The sequence below is a fragment of the Rhodococcus sp. NPDC019050 genome, assembly GCF_055664235.1.
Window position 1 is genome coordinate 18,733 of sequence record NZ_JBVOON010000009.1, and the last position, 16,728, is coordinate 35,460.

General features: G+C 68.1%; 13 protein-coding genes, 1 tRNA gene and 1 pseudogene. 6 read left to right on the top strand and 9 right to left on the bottom strand.

The window, feature by feature from the left end:
• Window positions 1-31: 31 nt before the first annotated feature.
• The 4 genes from thrC to argS are packed head-to-tail and all read right to left on the bottom strand — an operon-like array spanning window position 32 to window position 5,512.
• The gene (gene thrC, locus AC0B44_RS11605) at window positions 32-1,123 is read right to left on the bottom strand and encodes a threonine synthase (protein WP_471903031.1); all 1,092 of its coding nucleotides are present in this window, start codon (window positions 1,121-1,123) and stop codon (window positions 32-34) included.
• Window positions 1,120-2,445, bottom strand: coding sequence for a homoserine dehydrogenase (locus tag AC0B44_RS11610; RefSeq protein ID WP_471903032.1), 1,326 nt, complete (start codon window positions 2,443-2,445; stop codon window positions 1,120-1,122). The genes thrC and AC0B44_RS11610 overlap by 4 nt, the downstream gene beginning before the upstream one ends.
• Entirely contained in the window at window positions 2,442-3,863 is a 1,422-nt protein-coding gene (lysA, locus tag AC0B44_RS11615) for a diaminopimelate decarboxylase (protein ID WP_471903033.1), read from the bottom strand. The genes AC0B44_RS11610 and lysA overlap by 4 nt, the downstream gene beginning before the upstream one ends.
• Window positions 3,860-5,512, bottom strand: coding sequence for an arginine--tRNA ligase (gene argS / locus AC0B44_RS11620; RefSeq protein WP_471903034.1), 1,653 nt, complete (start codon window positions 5,510-5,512; stop codon window positions 3,860-3,862). Before argS ends, lysA begins: the two co-directional genes overlap by 4 nt.
• Window positions 5,513-5,668: 156 nt before the next feature.
• Here argS and AC0B44_RS11625 point away from each other — a divergent pair, with 156 nt between their 5' ends.
• The 3 genes from AC0B44_RS11625 (at window position 5,669) to AC0B44_RS11635 (ending at window position 7,385) form a co-directional block, all read left to right on the top strand.
• Window positions 5,669-6,508 (top strand): DUF3105 domain-containing protein, encoded by an 840-nt coding sequence (locus tag AC0B44_RS11625; protein WP_471903035.1) that lies wholly within the window; start codon window positions 5,669-5,671, stop codon window positions 6,506-6,508.
• 2 nt (window positions 6,509-6,510) lie between these two features.
• Window positions 6,511-7,203 (top strand): DUF305 domain-containing protein, encoded by a 693-nt coding sequence (locus AC0B44_RS11630; RefSeq protein WP_471903036.1) that lies wholly within the window; start codon window positions 6,511-6,513, stop codon window positions 7,201-7,203.
• Window positions 7,204-7,309: 106 nt separating this feature from the next.
• Window positions 7,310-7,385 (top strand) — tRNA-Arg (locus AC0B44_RS11635).
• A 74-nt stretch (window positions 7,386-7,459) separates the two neighbouring features.
• Here AC0B44_RS11635 and AC0B44_RS11640 read toward each other — a convergent pair.
• The 5 genes and pseudogenes from AC0B44_RS11640 to AC0B44_RS11660 all read right to left on the bottom strand — a co-directional run bounded on the left by AC0B44_RS11640 (window position 7,460) and on the right by AC0B44_RS11660 (window position 13,459).
• The gene (locus AC0B44_RS11640) at window positions 7,460-8,449 is read right to left on the bottom strand and encodes an MBL fold metallo-hydrolase (protein WP_471903037.1); all 990 of its coding nucleotides are present in this window, start codon (window positions 8,447-8,449) and stop codon (window positions 7,460-7,462) included.
• Between the two features lie 52 nt (window positions 8,450-8,501).
• Window positions 8,502-9,629: a 3'(2'),5'-bisphosphate nucleotidase CysQ gene (locus tag AC0B44_RS11645; RefSeq protein WP_471903038.1), complete on the bottom strand. Its 1,128-nt coding sequence runs from the start codon at window positions 9,627-9,629 to the stop codon at window positions 8,502-8,504.
• Complete coding sequence (gene cysC / locus AC0B44_RS11650) at window positions 9,626-11,461, bottom strand: adenylyl-sulfate kinase (RefSeq protein ID WP_471903039.1); 1,836 nt, start codon at window positions 11,459-11,461, stop codon at window positions 9,626-9,628. Before cysC ends, AC0B44_RS11645 begins: the two co-directional genes overlap by 4 nt.
• The gene (gene cysD, locus AC0B44_RS11655) at window positions 11,461-12,417 is read right to left on the bottom strand and encodes a sulfate adenylyltransferase subunit CysD (RefSeq protein ID WP_471903147.1); all 957 of its coding nucleotides are present in this window, start codon (window positions 12,415-12,417) and stop codon (window positions 11,461-11,463) included. The genes cysC and cysD overlap by 1 nt, the downstream gene beginning before the upstream one ends.
• Before the next feature lie 113 nt (window positions 12,418-12,530).
• Window positions 12,531-13,459 (bottom strand): annotated as a pseudogene (locus tag AC0B44_RS11660) (IclR family transcriptional regulator).
• 81 nt (window positions 13,460-13,540) lie between these two features.
• Here AC0B44_RS11660 and AC0B44_RS11665 point away from each other — a divergent pair.
• The 3 genes from AC0B44_RS11665 to AC0B44_RS11675 are packed head-to-tail and all read left to right on the top strand — an operon-like array spanning window position 13,541 to window position 16,655.
• Window positions 13,541-14,707 (top strand): hypothetical protein, encoded by a 1,167-nt coding sequence (locus tag AC0B44_RS11665; RefSeq protein WP_471903040.1) that lies wholly within the window; start codon window positions 13,541-13,543, stop codon window positions 14,705-14,707.
• Window positions 14,704-15,495 carry an SDR family oxidoreductase gene (locus AC0B44_RS11670; protein WP_471903041.1) on the top strand — a complete coding sequence of 264 codons (792 nt, stop codon included), beginning with the start codon at window positions 14,704-14,706 and terminating at the stop codon, window positions 15,493-15,495. Before AC0B44_RS11665 ends, AC0B44_RS11670 begins: the two co-directional genes overlap by 4 nt.
• Window positions 15,496-15,506: 11 nt before the next feature.
• Window positions 15,507-16,655: a sulfotransferase family protein gene (locus AC0B44_RS11675; protein WP_471903042.1), complete on the top strand. Its 1,149-nt coding sequence runs from the start codon at window positions 15,507-15,509 to the stop codon at window positions 16,653-16,655.
• Window positions 16,656-16,728 lie beyond the last annotated feature (73 nt).

A 16,728-nucleotide genomic window follows, 5' to 3' on the forward strand; every position in this document is an offset into this window, starting at 1 on the left:
ATTCCCAACAGAGGAAGGCGTTGCGGTCAACTCAGACCAACTCGAGCGCCGACGCCACTGCGACGGGATCGACCGAGATCGGCTCCACGACGGGAACGTCGCGCAGTGCGGTGTCCGGGTCCTTGAGCCCGTTGCCGGTCACCGTGCACACGACGCGCAGACCGCGGGGCAGCCAACCGTCCTTGGAGGCGGCGAGCAGACCGGCGATCGAGGCAGCCGAGGCAGGCTCGACGAAGATCGACTCCGACTTCGCGAGCAGGTGGTACGCCTCGAGGATCTCCTCGTCCGTGGCAGCACGGAACGCACCGTTCGACTCGTCCTTCGCCGTGACCGCACCGTTCCACGACGCGGGAGCGCCGATCCGGATGGCCGTGGCGATGGTCTCGGGATCCTTGACGGGGTGTCCGAGTACCAGCGGGGCGGCACCGGCCGCCTGGACGCCGAGCATCCGGGGCCGGCGCGTGCTCACGCCGTCGGCGAAGTACTCGGAGTAGCCCTTCCAGTAGGCGGTGATGTTGCCGGCGTTGCCGACGGGCAGCACGTGCACGTCCGGCGCATCGCCGAGAGCGTCGACGATCTCGAAGGCAGCGGTCTTCTGACCCTCGATGCGGACCGGGTTGACGGAGTTCACGAGCCCGATCGTGGGGAACTCGGCGGTCGTCTTGCGGGCGAGTTCGAGGCAGTCGTCGAAGTTGCCTTCGACCTGCACGATCTTCGCGCCGTGCATGACCGCCTGGGCGAGCTTGCCCATCGCGATCTTGCCCTGCGGCACGAGCACGGCGCAGCCGATACCGGCGCGCGACGCGTATGCCGCGGCCGACGCGGACGTGTTGCCGGTCGAGGCACACAGCACGGCCTGCTTACCGGTCGCGAGTGCTTCGGTGACAGCCATCGTCATGCCGCGGTCCTTGAACGACCCGGTGGGGTTGAGACCTTCCACCTTGACGTAGACCTCGCAGCCGGTGATCTCCGACAGACGGGGTGCCGGAAGCAGCGGCGTACCGCCCTCGCACAGCGTCACCGTCTTCCAGCCGTCACCGATCGGGAGGCGACTGCGGTACGCCTCGATCAGCCCGGGCCACGGGGTGTGCACGGGAGCAGTGTTCTTTTCGGCCGCACTCATTCGGCGGATCCCTCCAGTCTCAGGACGCTGGTCACAGCAATAACGGATTCGAGCTTGTCGAGCGCAGCGATGGTGTCCGCCAGCGCCCGATCGGTGGCACGGTGCGTGACCACCACCAGGCGGGCACTCTCTGCGGCGCCCTCCTGACGAACAGCGGCGATGCTGACGCCCCGGGTCGCGAACTCGGCGGCGACTGCCGAGAGCACACCGGCGCGGTCGGCGACCTGCAGATTCACGTAGTACCGGGTCACGATGTCGCTCATGGGAGCGATATCGAGCTTCGCGTAGCGGGACTCGCGCGGTCCGCGGCCACCCTGCACACGGTTACGGGCGGCCATCACGACGTCGCCCATCACGGCAGATGCGGTCGGGGCGCCGCCGGCGCCCTGGCCGTAGAACATCAGCCGCCCTGCGGACTGGGCCTCGACCACGACGGCGTTGAACGCGCCGCTCACCGTCGACAGGGGGTGTTCCCGCGGCACGAGAGCCGGGTACACCCGCGCGGAGACGCGGTCCTTGCCGTCCGGACCTGTCACCCGTTCGCACAGCGCGAGCAGTTTGATGGTGCAGTTCAGGGCGCGGGCGGAGGTGAGATCCGCGGCCGTGATGGTCGAGATGCCCTCGCGGTACACGTCGTTGGCGGTCACCCGCGTGTGGAACGCGATCGAGGCGAGTATCGCGGCCTTGGACGCCGCGTCGTAACCCTCGACATCCGCGGTGGGGTCCGCTTCGGCGTATCCGAGCCGGCCCGCCTCGGCGAGGGTCTCCGCGTAGTCCGCACCGGTCTCGTCCATCGCGGAGAGGATGTAGTTGGTGGTGCCGTTGACGATGCCGACGACGCGGTCGACCCGGTCACCCGCGAGCGACTGCGTCAGCGGACGGATCACGGGGATCGCGCCGGCCACCGCGGCCTCGAAGTACAGGTCGACGTTGTGCGACTCGGCGGCTTCGGCGAGTTCGCCGGTGTTCGCGGCGAGCAGGGCCTTGTTCGCGGTGACGACCGACTTACCGGCGTCGAGCGCCGCACGCACCAGTTTGCGCGGGAGGTCGATTCCGCCGATCAACTCGACGACGATGTCCACGTCGTCACGGGTGATCAGCGCTTCGGCGTCGGTGGTGAGCAGTTCGGCCGGCACACCCCGGTCGTAGGACAGGTCCCGCACCGCGATTCCGCGCAGTTCCAGCGGGGCGCCGATGCGCTCACGAAGGTCCGCAGCGTCGTCACGGATGATCCGCACGACCTCGGCCCCTACCGTGCCGTGGCCGAGTACCGCTACACCGACGGGGCGCTGCCCCGGTGCATCGGTCGTTGAGTTGGTCACTCCGCAACCTCCAAGCTGAGCAGATCTTCGACGGTTTCCCGACGTAGCAGGACACGCGAGACGCCGTCCTTGACAGCCACGACGGCAGGACGGGGCAGCAGGTTGTACCTGCTGGACATCGAGTAGCAGTATGCACCCGTCGCGGCTACCGCCAGTAAATCACCGGCGCCCACGTCGGACGGCATCCAGGCGTCACGAATCACGATGTCACCGCTCTCACAGTGCTTGCCCACGACGCGCGCGACGACAGGTTCCGCCTCGCTGACCCGCGAGACGAGCCGCGACTCGTACTCGGCCTGGTAGAGCGAGGTGCGGATGTTGTCGCTCATGCCGCCGTCGACACTGATGTAGCGGCGGGTGTGGCCGGTACCGACGCCGACGTCCTTGACGGTGCCCACCTCGTACAGGGTCACGGTGCCCGGGCCGGCGATTGCACGTCCGGGTTCGACGGCAATCGTCGGTTCGGGCAGGCCGGCGAGGGCCGACTCGTTGCGCACGATGTCGGTGAGCTTCGCCGCGAGGTCCGCAACCGGCGGCGGGTCGTCGCTCGGGATGTACGAGATGCCGAGACCACCGCCGAGATCGACGATGCTCATCTGCGCGGTCTTGTCCAGGCCGAACTCGGCGACGGCGTCGCGCAGCAGCCCGATCACGCGATGCGCGGCGAGTTCGAATCCGTCGACGTCGAAGATCTGCGAGCCGATGTGGCTGTGCAGGCCGACGAGACGGAGGTTGCCGGTGGCGAACACCCGGCGGATCGCGCCCATTGCGGCGCCTCCGGCGAGCGACAGGCCGAACTTCTGGTCTTCGTGCGCTGTGGAGATGAACTCGTGGGTGTGGGCCTCGACACCGACGGTGACCCGGATCAGGACGTCCTGCACGACACCCAGTTCACCGGCGATCTCGTCGAGGCGGTCGATCTCGGCCATCGAGTCGAGCACGATATGTCCGACACCGGCGCCCACGGCGCTTCGCAGTTCGTGCACGGACTTGTTGTTGCCGTGCATGGCGATCTTGTCGGCGGGGAAGCCGGCGTGCAGCGCGACGGCCAGTTCGCCGCCGGAGGCCACGTCGAGCGACAGCCCCTCCTGGTGGACCCAGCGCGCAATCTCGGTGCACAGGAAGGCCTTCGACGCGTAGTGCACTCGTGCGTTCGGGCCGAAGGCCTCGGCGATCTCGCGGCACCGCGACCGGAAATCGTCCTCGTCGACGACGAACAGCGGTGTGCCGTACTTCTCGGCGAGGTCGGTGACGCGTACACCCGCGACCTGCATGACGCCGTCGTCGGCGCGACTCGCGTTGCGGGGCCAGATCTGTCGGTGCAGCTTGTTGAGTTCACCGGCGTCGCGAGGACGTTCGGCGAGGGCGGGGGCGTGCGGGATCTCTGCGTGCCGAGGTCCGGCCGGATGCGCGTTCACATCCGCTCCGGGGCAGAGACGCCGAGCAGTTCGAGTCCGTTGCCGAGCACCTGGCGGGCCGCGGCACACAGCGCGAGGCGCGCGGTGTGGATGGCGCCGGGTTCTTCGTCGCCCATCGGCAGGATGCGGCAGGAGTCGTAGAACCGGTGGTAGGTGCCGGCGAGTTCCTCGAGGTACCGGGCGACCCGGTGCGGTTCACGCAGTTCGGCTGCCTTGGCGAGAACGCGCGGGTACTCACCGATGGTGCGGATGAGATCGCCTTCGCGGTCGTGCGTCAGCAGCGACAGGTCGGCGCCCTCGGTGCCGAGACCGAGGTCGGCGGCGTTGCGCGCGATCGACGAGAGCCGTGCGTGCGCGTACTGCACGTAGTAGACGGGGTTCTCACTGGTCGTGCTCGTCCACAACTCGAGATCGATGTCGATGCTCTGGTCGACCGACGAGCGGACGAGCGCGTACCGGGCGGCATCGACGCCGATCGCCTCGACCAGGTCGTCCAGGGTGATCACGGTGCCCGCGCGCTTGCTCATCTTGACGGCCTCGCCGCCGCGCACCAGGTTGACCATCTGGCCGATGAGGACCTCGACGGTGTCGGGATCGTCACCGAACGCTGCCGCGGCCGCCTTGAGCCGGGCGATGTAGCCGTGATGGTCGGCGCCGAGCATGTAGATGCACAGGTCGAAGCCCCGCGACCGCTTGTTCTGGAAGTAGGCGATGTCACCGGCGATGTAGGCGGCGTTGCCGTCGGACTTGATGACGACGCGATCCTTGTCGTCTCCGAAGTCGGTGCTCTTGAGCCACCATGCGCCGTCCGAGAAGTACAGGTTGCCGGAGGCCTTGAGCGTCTCGACCGCCTTCTCCACCGCGCCGGATTCGAACAGCGAGTTCTCGTGGAAGTAGACGTCGAAGTCGACGCCGAATTCGTGGAGGGTCCGCTTGATGTGGGCGAAGATCAGCTCGACACCGATCGAGCGGAAGACCTCGTCGCGCTCCTCCTCGGGCAGATCCAGCACGTCCGGCCGCTGCTTCAGCACTTCACCGGCGATGTCGACGATGTACGCACCGGCGTACCCGTCCTCCGGGGCGGGCCGGCCGAGCGCCGAAGCGATCAGCGACCGCGTGAAGCGGTCGATCTGGGTGCCGTGATCGTTGAAGTAGTACTCCCGGGTGACCTCGGCGCCCTGCGCGGTCAGGACCCGGCCGAGCGCGTCGCCGACCGCGGCCCAGCGGGTGCCACCGAGGTGGATCGGACCGGTGGGGTTCGCGGACACGAACTCGAGGTTGATCTTCTTTCCGGCGAGGTCGCCCCCGTTGCCGTACTCGTCGCGCTCGTCGAGGACCTTCGCGACGATCGCTCCCTGAGCGTCGGCGGCGAGCCGGATATTGAGGAATCCGGGACCGGCGACCTCGGCCGAGTCGATGCCGTCTGCGGCGGTGAGCGCCTCGGCCAGCCAGGTGGCCAGCTCACGGGGGTTGACTCCGGCCTTCTTCGCGACCTGCATTGCGACATTGGTCGCGTAATCGCCGTGCTCGGGGTTGCGCGGACGTTCCACGGTGAGGGTCTCGGGGAGGACGGACACGTCGAGACCACGATCGGCGAGGACGGTCGCGGCGGTTCCACGGAGCAATTCGGCAAGGTCGGAAGGAGTCACAGGTGTTCATCCTATTGGCTCGTCCAAAGCGGTGCGGACGCTCCCCCATAGCCGACGCCGGGGCCGTTGTCACCGCGACGCCCGTAGAGTTGTCGTTGCGTGCGCGCTTCGGCGGCTCGCATCTTCTTTGTCCACCCGTCGAAAGAGCAACCAGCGATGCCCAGCGGTTCTGTAAGTGGTGGCCCCGGTAACAAGAAAACCGGAGCCAAGTCGTCGAAGGCCATCGCGGCCGCCAAGAAGCAGAGCCGCGGTTCACGCGGCGTGCCCTCACAACGCCAGATCCCGTGGGTGATGATCGGAGGCGTCGCTCTCGTCGTCGTCCTGATCGCGGTCATCGCGGTGAGCATCGTGCCGAAGTACCAGAATCAGCAGGAGATGGCTGCCTGGTCGCCGACGGAGTCCAATCAGGATCCGTCGACGGCGATCGACGGCATCGTCACGGTCGATTACGAGGCCGGTCAGCACGTCGGTGCGACGCAGCGCGTGGCGTACGACTACACCCCTCCGTTCGGCGGACCGCACGACTCCGTGTGGGCGACCTGCACCGGCACCGTGTACGACCAGCCGGTACGGACCGAGCACATGGTGCATTCGCTCGAGCACGGCGCGGTGTGGATCGCCTACAACCCGGATGTGATCGACGACGCCGCACGCGACACGCTGGAATCCAAGGTCGACGGCCGCAGCTACACGATGATGTCGCCGTACCCGGGACTCGATTCCCCGATTTCGTTGCAGTCGTGGGGTCATCAGCTCAAGGTCGACAGCGCCGACGACGAGCGCATCGACCAGTTCATCGCCTCGCTGCGCCTGAATCAGTACGCCTACCCCGAGGTCGGTGCGAGCTGTTCGACGCTCCCCGGATCGTTCGATCCGGCGAACCCGCCGCCCTTCGACGCCTCGGCGCCCGGCGCGGACGCGGTACCGATGAACGGCGGCACCGTCGACGGCACCGAGCAGATCCCTGCCGACATGCAGGTTCCGGCCGGGAGCTGAGAATGACCGAGATCACCGCACACCCGACCGACGAGCGGGGTCACCGGCGTTTGTTCCTGGTGCTGCTGACGGTCGCTGCTGTGGCCGTCGGCTTCCTCGCCGGCTTCCTCGCGCGGATTCCGCTCGAGGACCGGTCGCCCGCGACTCCGGCGGCGGACTCGGTCGACGTGGGGTTCCTGCAGGACATGTCGGTGCACCACAATCAGGCGATCGAAATGGCCGCGGTCGCGGTGACGATGTCCGAGGACGAGCGGGTGCGCAGTCTCGCGTACGACATTCTGACCACCCAGCAGAATCAGGTCGGCCAGATGCAGGGCTGGCTCACTCTGTGGGGGTTCCCTCCGCTCCCCGTCGGTGAGTACATGACCTGGATGACCGAGAGCAGCGGTCACGACCACGGGGCCGGCGGCGCCGCGGACATGCCGGGCGCGACGGCGATGCCGGGCATGGCATCGTCCGAGGATCTCGCCGCGCTGCGTGCTGCGCGGGGCACCGAACTCGACGTCTTGTTCCTCCAGCTCATGTTGCGTCACCACCAGGGCGGTCTGCCGATGATGGAGTACGGCGCGCAGTACGCCACCACGGATGTGGTGCGCAACATTGCCCGGAAGATGCTCGGCACCCAGCAGGGTGAGTCCGAGTTGATCACCTCCATGCTCACCGAGCGCGGTGGCGAACCGTTGCCGATGAACTGACCGGCGGCGTGAGTCCGGATTGCCCCCGTGACCTGCGGATGTGGAGTTGCGCGCACAATGCGCTAGGCTAGCTCCCGCACCGCCGGTCATCCGGTGGGCCCGGATTGCCCTCGTAGCTCAGGGGATAGAGCGCTTGCCTCCGGAGCAAGAAGTCGCAGGTTCGAATCCTGCCGAGGGCACCACCACGACGGCCCCGCTTCGTTTTCGAAGCGGGGCCGTCGTCGTTTTCCGATGTCCGGTTCGGCGAGCGGTGCCGTCAGAACCGGGCGAACCGAGCCGGGTCGGTCCCCGGGAGCCGGCGAATCCGCCCCCGCTCGATCAGCTGGCGCACGTGCGCGGACCCTTCCGCGAGCGCCATCTTCTTGCCCTGCATGGGTGTTTCGTTCCACGGCCGGTACCAGCGCATCCGCGACGTGGCCTCCCAGAGGGTGAGCTCTTCGTCGCCGAACGCGTCGTAGAGATCGTCGAGACGCTGATCGTGGTGCGCGATGAGTTCCCCGGTCCGGCGCGGCAGGTCGTCGATCTCCTGCCGGTGCGCCGGAAGAGTGCGCCGGACGGGCAGCGTCGATACCGCCGCCAGGGACGTCAGGTACTCGCCGAGCGCGTCCCGCTCCGGGAGCGGGAAGTCGAATTCACCGACGTGCGGGGTGGTGGTGGCCAGCACGTGGTCGCCGCTGAACAGCACGCCGTGGTCTTCGAGCAGGAAACACGCGTGGCCGGCCGTGTGACCGGGCGTGAGGACGGTGCGCAACGAGCGTCCCGTCAGGGGAATCACCTCGTCGGCCGCGAGTTTGCGGTCGGGAATCATGTCCGGCCGGCCGGGCGGGTAGACCGCGGACGCGAGATGGTCGTCGATCTCCGATGCGGGAGCCCCCGCGCGGCGCAACAGTTCCGCTTCCTCGGTGCTCCGGTCGGTTCCGGACGTCATCGCCTCGAGGTGCGGAAAGTCGGCCTCGTTCATGGCGACCCAGCAGCCGGATGCTTCCCGGATTCGTCCGGTGAGACCGACGTGGTCGGGATGGAAGTGGGTGACCACCACTCCCTCGACGTCGGTCACCGACAGTCCGGCCGTCGCCAGACCGTTCTGCAACGCCGCCCAGGACCGGTCGTCGTCCCATCCCACGTCCACCAGGACCACGCCGCCCGGGGACTCCATCACGTAGACCTGGGTGTCGCCGACGGGCAGGTCTGCCACCGGGACCGGTACGACATGTATGCCGTCTCCGATATCGCGTGCTTCGGTCATTCGTGATGCCTCCCAACGAAAAATGAAATCGGACCGACGCTACACATACCGTTCAGCCGATTTCCGGAACGGGCTCGATAATCGCGACGATCGAACGGATCTCCCCCGCCGGGATGTCGAAATGCTCGGTGACCGAAACGGAGGTTTCGGAGGCCGGGCCCGCAGCGATATCGAGTACGAACCGCGCGACGACACTGTGGTGCCACTCGTGGAAGTGCAGGTCTCGCACCCTTCGGATGGGCAGGTACTCGGCGCCGTGTTCGAGGCGGTGGCGGATGTCCGCGCCGCTGTCGCCGGTGCGTTGCCCGTTCTCCACGCGCCACGCGTCGGCCGCGAACCGCACGTCCGTGGCATCGTGCCGGACGAGCGAGCGGATGTACGCGCGGGCCATGGCCACCCGGGGGCTGTCGCCGGGCGCCGCGGCGTGCTCGGCGAGCGCAGCCATCACAGCGGGCGCCCAGTCGCTGCGGCAGATCACGAGGTCGGGCAGATACGGATGCGGCCGGTTGTATTCGAGCGTGCTGCCGTCGATCCGCGCGCAGTGCAGGCCCGCTGCCTGCGCGACCGCGACCGGCGCTGCCGAATCCCACTCCCATTGCCCGCCCGCGTGGATGTAGGCATCTGCCTCACCGCGGACCACCGCCATCGCCTTCGCACCCGCCGAGCCCATCCGGACCAGGTCGGCGCCGAGGTCGCGTGCGAGTTCGAACACGAAACCGGGAGGCCTGCTTCCGCTGATGACGATGCGGGGGCGCCGGCGCAGCGAACCCCACGTCGGTGCCGGGTCGTCGGTGCTGTGTACCGCGCCGATCGCGGGTTGCGCGACCGCTCCGGCGGTCAGCCCCTTGCCCGCCTCCCACAGCGCCACGTGCACTGCCCAGTCGACGTGGCCGGGCATCCCGTATTCCTTCGAGCCGTCGAGCGGATCGACGATCCAGACCCGGTCCGCGTCCACCCGTGCCGGATCGTCCGCGGATTCCTCGGAGAGCACTGCGTCTCGCGGGCGCGCGGCGGCAAGCCGGTCGAGGATGTAGGTGTTGGCGGCATGGTCACCGCGACGCCCCAGGTCACGGCCGCTGAGAGCGTCACCCTCGATCGCGCGCACGGTCAACAACAATTCACCTGCACCGGAGGCGATCTCGGCAGCGAGTCGGGCGTCGTCGAGCTGATCGTCGGTCATGCCGTCAACAATTGCACGACGAGCGACGCCTGGGCTGCCGCGGTGCCGTCACCGGGGCGCAGTACCAGTTCGGGAGATCGGGGCGGTTCGTACGGGTCGTCGATGCCGGTGAACCCCGTCAGCTCACCCGCGCGGGCCCGCGCGTACATCCCCTTGGGATCGCGTGCTTCGCATTCCGCGAGCGGCGTATCGACGAAGACCTCCAGGAACGGGATACCCGCCTCCTCGTGCTGCCGCCGGATTCGTTCGCGATCGGCACGGTACGGGCTGATGAGCGCACAGATGGCAACCAAACCGGCATCGGCCATCATCTGGGCGACCGCGCCCACGCGGCGCACGTTCTCGGCGCGATCCTCCGCTCCGAAGCCCAGATCGGAATTGAGCCCGTGCCGCAGGTTGTCCCCGTCGAGTCGGTAGGCGGGGATCCCTTCCGCGAGCAGTCGGCGTTCGAGTTCGACCGCCACGGTCGACTTGCCGGAGGCGGACAGTCCGGTGAGCCACACGGTTGCGCCCGTCCCCCCGCGGTCGCCGCGCCCGACTTCGGACGAGTGCCACACCACCGCCGTGCCACCGAGGGTAGGGCCGGTGATCATCCCCGCTGCGACGGTGTTGCCCGTCCTGTCGTCGACGAGCACGAAACTGCCGGTGGTGCGGTTGCGCCGGTACGGGTCGAACAGCAGGGGTTGCCGGGTGCGCAGTTGCACCCGGCCGATCTCGTTGAGACCCAGCGAGGGTGCGGTCTCGTCGCGGTGCAGCGTGTCGACTTCGAGCCGGTAGTCCAGGCGCACGACCCGCGCGGTCACGGAACGGGTCGTGTGGAGCAGCACGTAGCGGGCGTCCGGGTCGAGTGCGGAGCGGTCGTCGAACCAGCACACCATGGCGTCGAGTTCGTGGCCGACGAGCGGCCGGTTGTTGGGTCTGCACAGCATGTCTCCGCGACCGACGTCGAGGTCGTCGTCGAGTTCGACGCAGACCGCGGATCCCGCGTACGCGTGCTCGAGCGCGGCGCCTCCGGGGCCCCAGATGTTCCGCACGCGGGTGCCGAAGCCCGACGGAAGCACGACGACTTCGTCTCCGGGCGCGAACCCGCCGCCCGCGACCGTTCCCGCGTAGCCACGGAACCCGGAACGGCCGGCGTCCTGCGGGCGGATCACATACTGCACCGGCAGGCGCGCGTCGATCAGGTTCGTGTCGGAGGCGACGTGCACCTGTTCGAGGTGGTGCAGCAACGACGCGCCCTCGTACCACGGCATGTTCGCGGTGCGCGAGACGACGTTGTCGCCGTGCAGCGCCGAGACCGGAACGAACGTGAGGTCGGGTATGTCGAGTTTGGTTGCGAAGGTGCGGAATTCGTCGCACAGCTCGTCGTACCGCTCTCGCGACCAGTCGACGAGGTCCATCTTGTTGATGCACAGCACCACGTGCCGCACGCCGAGCAACCCGGCGAGGAACGCATGTCGCCGGGTCTGGCGCACGATGCCTTTGCGGGCGTCGACGAGGACGAGCGCCAGATCGGCTGTGGACGCCCCGGTCACCATGTTCCGGGTGTACTGCTCGTGCCCCGGAGTGTCCGCGATGACGAATGTGCGGTGGGGGGTGGAGAAGTAGCGGTACGCGACATCGATGGTGATGCCCTGTTCGCGTTCCGCCCGCAGCCCGTCGGTGAGCAGCGACAGATCGGCGCGATCGGCTCCGCGGTCGCGGCTCGTGCGGGTCACCGCGTCGAGTTGGTCCTCGAAGACCGCCTTCGAATCGAACAGGAGCCGGCCGATGAGAGTGGATTTGCCGTCGTCCACGCTGCCGGCGGTGGCGATGCGCAGCAGGCCCGGCATCAGAAGTACCCCTCTTTCTTGCGGTCTTCCATTCCGGCCTCGGAGATGCGGTCGTCGGCGCGGGTGGCGCCACGCTCCGTGACGCGGCTCGCGGCAACTTCGGTGACTACCTCGTCCGCGGTTCTCGCGGCGGATTCGACGCAACCGGTGCACGTCGCGTCGCCCACGGTGCGGAACCGGACGAGGGTCTCCCGTGCCGACTCACCGGGTAGGAGCGTGAGAAACCGGGTGTGGGCGAGCAGCATTCCGTCCCGCTCGACGACCGGACGTCGGTGGGCGTAGTACAGCGACGGCAGGTCGACGCGCTCGTCGCGGATGTAGCGCCAGATGTCGAGTTCGGTCCAGTTGGACAGGGGGAAGATCCGGACGTGCTCGCCGGGGCGGTGCCTGCCGTTGTACAGGCGCCACACCTCCGGCCGTTGCGCTTTCGGGTCCCACTGTCCGAACTCGTCTCGCAGGCTGAAGATGCGTTCCTTGGCGCGGGCCTTCTCCTCGTCGCGGCGGGCACCGCCGAACACGGCGTCGAAACCGCCGTCCCGCAGTGCCCGCAGCAGTGTTCCCGTCTGAAGCCGGTTGCGGGTGGCGCGGGGCCCGTCGTCTTCGACGGTCCGTCCGGCATCGATGTCGTCCTGCACCGACGCCGTGAGCAGGCGCAGCCCGTTCCGCGTGACGGTGCGGTCGCGGAACTCGATGACTTCGTCGAAGTTGTGCCCGGTATCGATGTGCAGCACCGGAAACGGCAGCGGCGCCGGCCAGAACGCCTTCGTCGCGAGGTGGAGCATCACTGCGGAGTCCTTACCGCCGGAGAACAGCAGCACCGGACGCGCGAAGGTCGCGGCGACTTCCCGGAAGATGTGCACGGACTCCGCTTCGAGCGCACCGAGCAGCCCGAGTTCGTAGGACGGCACTTCGGGCGCGTCGATTCGGGGCGGTCGATGTGGCGGCACCGTCGTCATTGCGCGCTCCCAGCCCCGGAGTGTTCGGTCCATATATGTACCGAAGTGGTCGAAACGGACCGGTCCAGAATAGAACGAGTTTCAATTCCGGGTCAACGCCCGCTTCCCGCCCGCTATCGGGACACGCGCCGGCCGCCGAGATCGGCGGTGATCGCGTCCGCGGCGGCCACCAGCGCCGTGCCGCAACGCTCGATCTCCGCACGATCGGCCTCCCGCTCGAGGTGGAGCGCGAGCACGAGCGACTGGTGACCATCGGGATCGAACGCGGGTGCGGCGATGAGATTGACGCGGTGCGTGCCGCCCTCGTCGAGGGTGCCGGGCAGCAGCACGCGCTCGCCGGGACTCGAGACCAGTTCTGCGAGCATCTCCCGCATCTCGGGTGCCAGATCGTGGGACACGACCCCGGCCATCAATGCGTAGAGACGGCGCCCGCCGGGGGTGAGCGACTCGACGAGATAGCCCGTACGGCGGCACTCGTCGATCACTGCCCTCAGGTGCGTCCGTTCGACGGTCAACGGCAGCGTCGGTTCGCGGGCCAACCACCGGTCGATGCGGTCGTCGGTGTCCCACAGCACGTACATCAGTCCGACGGGCGGTGCGAACGGGTAGACCTCGCCCACGCGCGCGACGGGAGTGCCCGCTCCCCCACCACGTCGAGGATCGCGATGCGGTCACCGACCACGGCCGAGGCCGTACACATCACGCCGAACTCCGCACTCAGGGCGGCGAGGTGCCGGTGCGCGACCGGTCCCGACGCGAACCCGCGCTGCGCGGCCCGGCCCGCCACGATCAAGGCCGGGCCGAGGCCGTACGTCTTGTCGACCGGATCGCGGATGAGATAGCCCGCGTCGGTCAGCGCGGTGAGAATGCCCAGGCAGGTCGGCTTGCTCAGGTCGAGTTCGCGAGACAGTTCGGACAACCCGAACCAGAGGCCCGGCCGTGCGACGAGATGGTCGAGGACCTGCACGACACGCTCGGTCGGCGGCGAGCGGCGGGCGGTACCCGGCCCCGATTCCCCGGCGCCGTCCCTGCGACCGGCCATTGACCCTCCCTGGAACACGTTCTATCGTCGGCGCAACGGACACTACCGCAGCGGTACATATTTGGACCACAGGAGACCGACGTGCTCACCGATCCACTCACCGCGGCGATAGCCGAGGCCGAGAAACTCGTCGCCACCGCCCCGCACATCCGGACCGAGGACGATCTCACCGAGGGGTACGGCTACCTCGCGGGCGGTATCGCCGCCTGTGTCCATGCCGCGTGGGCGCACAGCAGTACCCATCCCGTGTTCATCACGGGCACCGGCCCCTACGCGAAGATGGGTCTCGACAACCCCGACACGCTGTATTGGGGCGCGGCAGTGCGCGACAACGCCGAATACCTCGTCACCGGGCGTCGCGGCAGCACATGCGATCTCAGCTTCCAGGTGCTCGCCGGAAACTACACCGACGCCGCCGTACCCGGCAACGTCACCGCCTTCGACGACCGCGCCCTACGCATAGCGGACGACGGCACCTTCGAGGTCCGCTTCGGCCCCGGGCCCGCCGATCCCGAGCGCAACTACTTCACCCTCGCGCCGGGCTCCTCCCAGTTGGTCGTGCGGGAGGTCTACAGCGACTGGACGCAACGCCGCGGCACCTTGCGCATCGACCGTCTCGACACCCTCGGCACGCCGGCTCCGGCGCCCACCCACCAGGACGCCGTCAAACGGTACGAACGCGCAGGTCGCGGCCTGGTCTCGCGGGTGAAGACGTGGTTGCAATTCCCCGAGTGGTTCTACCTGAAACTGCCCGTCAACACGGTCACCGAACCCCGGCGTACACCCGGCGGACTCGACACCCAGTACTCGTCGGTGGGGCACTTCGACCTGGCCGACGACGAAGCGATGATCCTGACCCTGCCCGCGACCGACGCCCCCTACCTCGGCTTCCAGATCGGAAGCCTCTGGTACATCTCGCTCGACTACATCCACCACCAGACCTCGCTCAACAACACCCAGGCCCGCGTCGACCCGGACGGCATGGTCCGGATCGTCGTCTCCGCGCGAAACCCCGGCCTCGCCAACTGGGTGGAAACCCTCGGGCGCAGCCGCGGCATCCTGCAGTTCCGCTGGCAGCGACTCGATCGTGAACTCACTGCTTCCGATGGGCCTGTGGCACAGGTCGTTCCGTTCGACAATCTCGCCGACGCACTGCCGTTCCACGACGCGAACCGCATCACCCCCGACGAGTGGGCGGCGCGCATCGCCGCACGCCAGGCCGCGGTCGCCGATCGGATGCTCGGATGAGCGCCGCGACCGGCTTGCTGCAGGATCGCGTCGTGGTCGTCTCCGGTGTCGGCCCCGGCTTGGGCAGCACCCTCGCCTTGCGTTGTGCGGCCCAGGGCGCCGACGTCGTCCTCGCCGCCCGCACCCGGGAACGGCTCGAGAAGGTGGCTGCCGAAGTGGAGGCGCTGGGGCGGCGGGCACTGGCCGTTCCGACCGACATCACCGACGACGAATCCGTCGCAAAACTCGCCGAGGTCGCGACAGGTGAGTTCAGCCGCATCGACACCTTGGTCAACAATGCGTTCTCCGTCCCGTCGATGAAACCGTTGGCGGGCACGGATTTCCAGCAGATCCGCGACAGTGTGGAGTTGACGGTGCTCGGCGCGCTGCGCATGACCCGGTCGTTCACGCCCGCGCTCGCCGAATCGGACGGCTCCGTCGTCAACATCAATTCGATGGTTCTGCGTCATTCCCAGGAGCGTTACGGCAGTTACAAACTCGCCAAGTCGGCACTGCTGGCGATGTCACAGTCCCTCGCCACCGAACTCGGACCGCAGGGAGTCCGCGTCAATTCTGTTGCTCCCGGCTATATCTGGGGACCGACCCTCCGGGGGTACTTCGAACATCAGGCGGGCAAATACGGCTCCACCGTCGAGCAGATCTACGAGCACACCGCCGCGGCCTCGGATCTGCGGCGCCTGCCGACCACCGAAGAGATCGCCGACACCGTCATCTTTTTGGCCTCATCGATGGCGTCGGCGATCACCGGACAATGCATCGACGTCAACTGCGGCGAATACCATCACTGAACGGATATCGGATGAGCGAACGCACCACCGTGGGTACCGTCGACGATCTGCACGCCTCGGCGACCCGGCTGACGGGACTCTCGGACTTCGGCGACGACGACTACCGCGAGGCGCTCGAGGTGTTGCTCGACTCGTACGCCCGGGACGAGGCGCTCACGCCACTGGGCAGCAAGATGTCGCGGGTGTTCCTCCGCGGTGCACTCGTCGCGCGACTGCTGTCCGAAGCGGCGTGGGCACAGCATCCCGGCCACGCGGACGTGCCCGTCACCCGCCCCGTCTTCGTCACCGGTCTGCCCCGCACCGGCACGACCGCGTTGCATCGCCTCCTCGCCGCGGACCCGGCCCACCAGGGTCTGGAGATGTGGCTGACCGAGATGCCGCAACCCCGGCCGCCGCGCGAGACGTGGGAGCACGACCCGGTGTTCGCGGGGATCGACGCGGCCTTCGCGCAACACCACGTCGAGCATCCCGAGTTCATGGGTGTGCACTACATGTCCGCGGCGGAGGTGGAGGAATGCTGGCAGTTGCTCCGCCAGTCGTTCCGGTCGATCTCGTACGAATGCCTCGCGAACCTGCCCACGTACGCGCGGTGGCTGGCCGGACAGGACTGGACGGGCGCCTACGCCCGGCACCGCAAGAACCTCCAGCTCATCGGGCTGCCCGACGCCGGCAAACGGTGGGTGCTGAAGAACCCCAGTCACCTGTTCGCACTCGACGAACTCCTCACCGTGTATCCGGACGCACTGATCGTGGTGACACACCGCGACCCCAGGACGGTGATCCCGTCCGTGTGCAGCCTGGCAGCACAGGCCACCGAGGGATGGTCCGAGGCCTTCGTGGGCGAGACGATCGGCCGGAGCCAGCTCGATCTGTGGGCACGCGGCTACGACCATTTCACCAGCGCACGCGCCCGGCACGACCCGGCCCACTTCGTCGATGTCGACTACCGGGACTTCGTAGGTGACCCGTTGGGCACCGTGGGAACGATCTACGACCGGTTCGACATGCCGTTCACTGCGGACGCCGAACGCGCGATGGCGTCGTTGCACGACGAAAGCCGCAGCGGAGCCCGGAAACCCGCCCATCGATACACGCTCGAGGAGTTCGGGTTGTCGACACAGGACGTCGACGAGCGCTTCCCAGCCTATGCGTATCGCTGACCGGCCGTCACCTGGCTGCCCACAATGCCGCCCGGCGCCCGGTGTGCCCTCCCTACCTGCGCGTTCCCGCATG

What these genes read in the sequence shown, in the direction of transcription:
- AC0B44_RS11630 (WP_471903036.1), top strand. Translation starts at nt 6,511, where the DNA reads ATGACCGAGATCACCGCACACCCGACCGACGAGCGGGGTCACCGGCGT.
- AC0B44_RS11675 (WP_471903042.1), top strand. Translation starts at nt 15,507, where the DNA reads ATGAGCGAACGCACCACCGTGGGTACCGTCGACGATCTGCACGCCTCG.
- AC0B44_RS11670 (WP_471903041.1), top strand. Translation starts at nt 14,704, where the DNA reads ATGAGCGCCGCGACCGGCTTGCTGCAGGATCGCGTCGTGGTCGTCTCC.
- AC0B44_RS11625 (WP_471903035.1), top strand. Translation starts at nt 5,669, where the DNA reads ATGCCCAGCGGTTCTGTAAGTGGTGGCCCCGGTAACAAGAAAACCGGA.
- AC0B44_RS11640 (WP_471903037.1), bottom strand. Translation starts at nt 8,449, where the DNA reads ATGACCGAAGCACGCGATATCGGAGACGGCATACATGTCGTACCGGTC.
- cysC (WP_471903039.1), bottom strand. Translation starts at nt 11,461, where the DNA reads ATGCCGGGCCTGCTGCGCATCGCCACCGCCGGCAGCGTGGACGACGGC.
- cysD (WP_471903147.1), bottom strand. Translation starts at nt 12,417, where the DNA reads ATGACGACGGTGCCGCCACATCGACCGCCCCGAATCGACGCGCCCGAA.
- thrC (WP_471903031.1), bottom strand. Translation starts at nt 1,123, where the DNA reads ATGAGTGCGGCCGAAAAGAACACTGCTCCCGTGCACACCCCGTGGCCC.
- AC0B44_RS11645 (WP_471903038.1), bottom strand. Translation starts at nt 9,629, where the DNA reads ATGACCGACGATCAGCTCGACGACGCCCGACTCGCTGCCGAGATCGCC.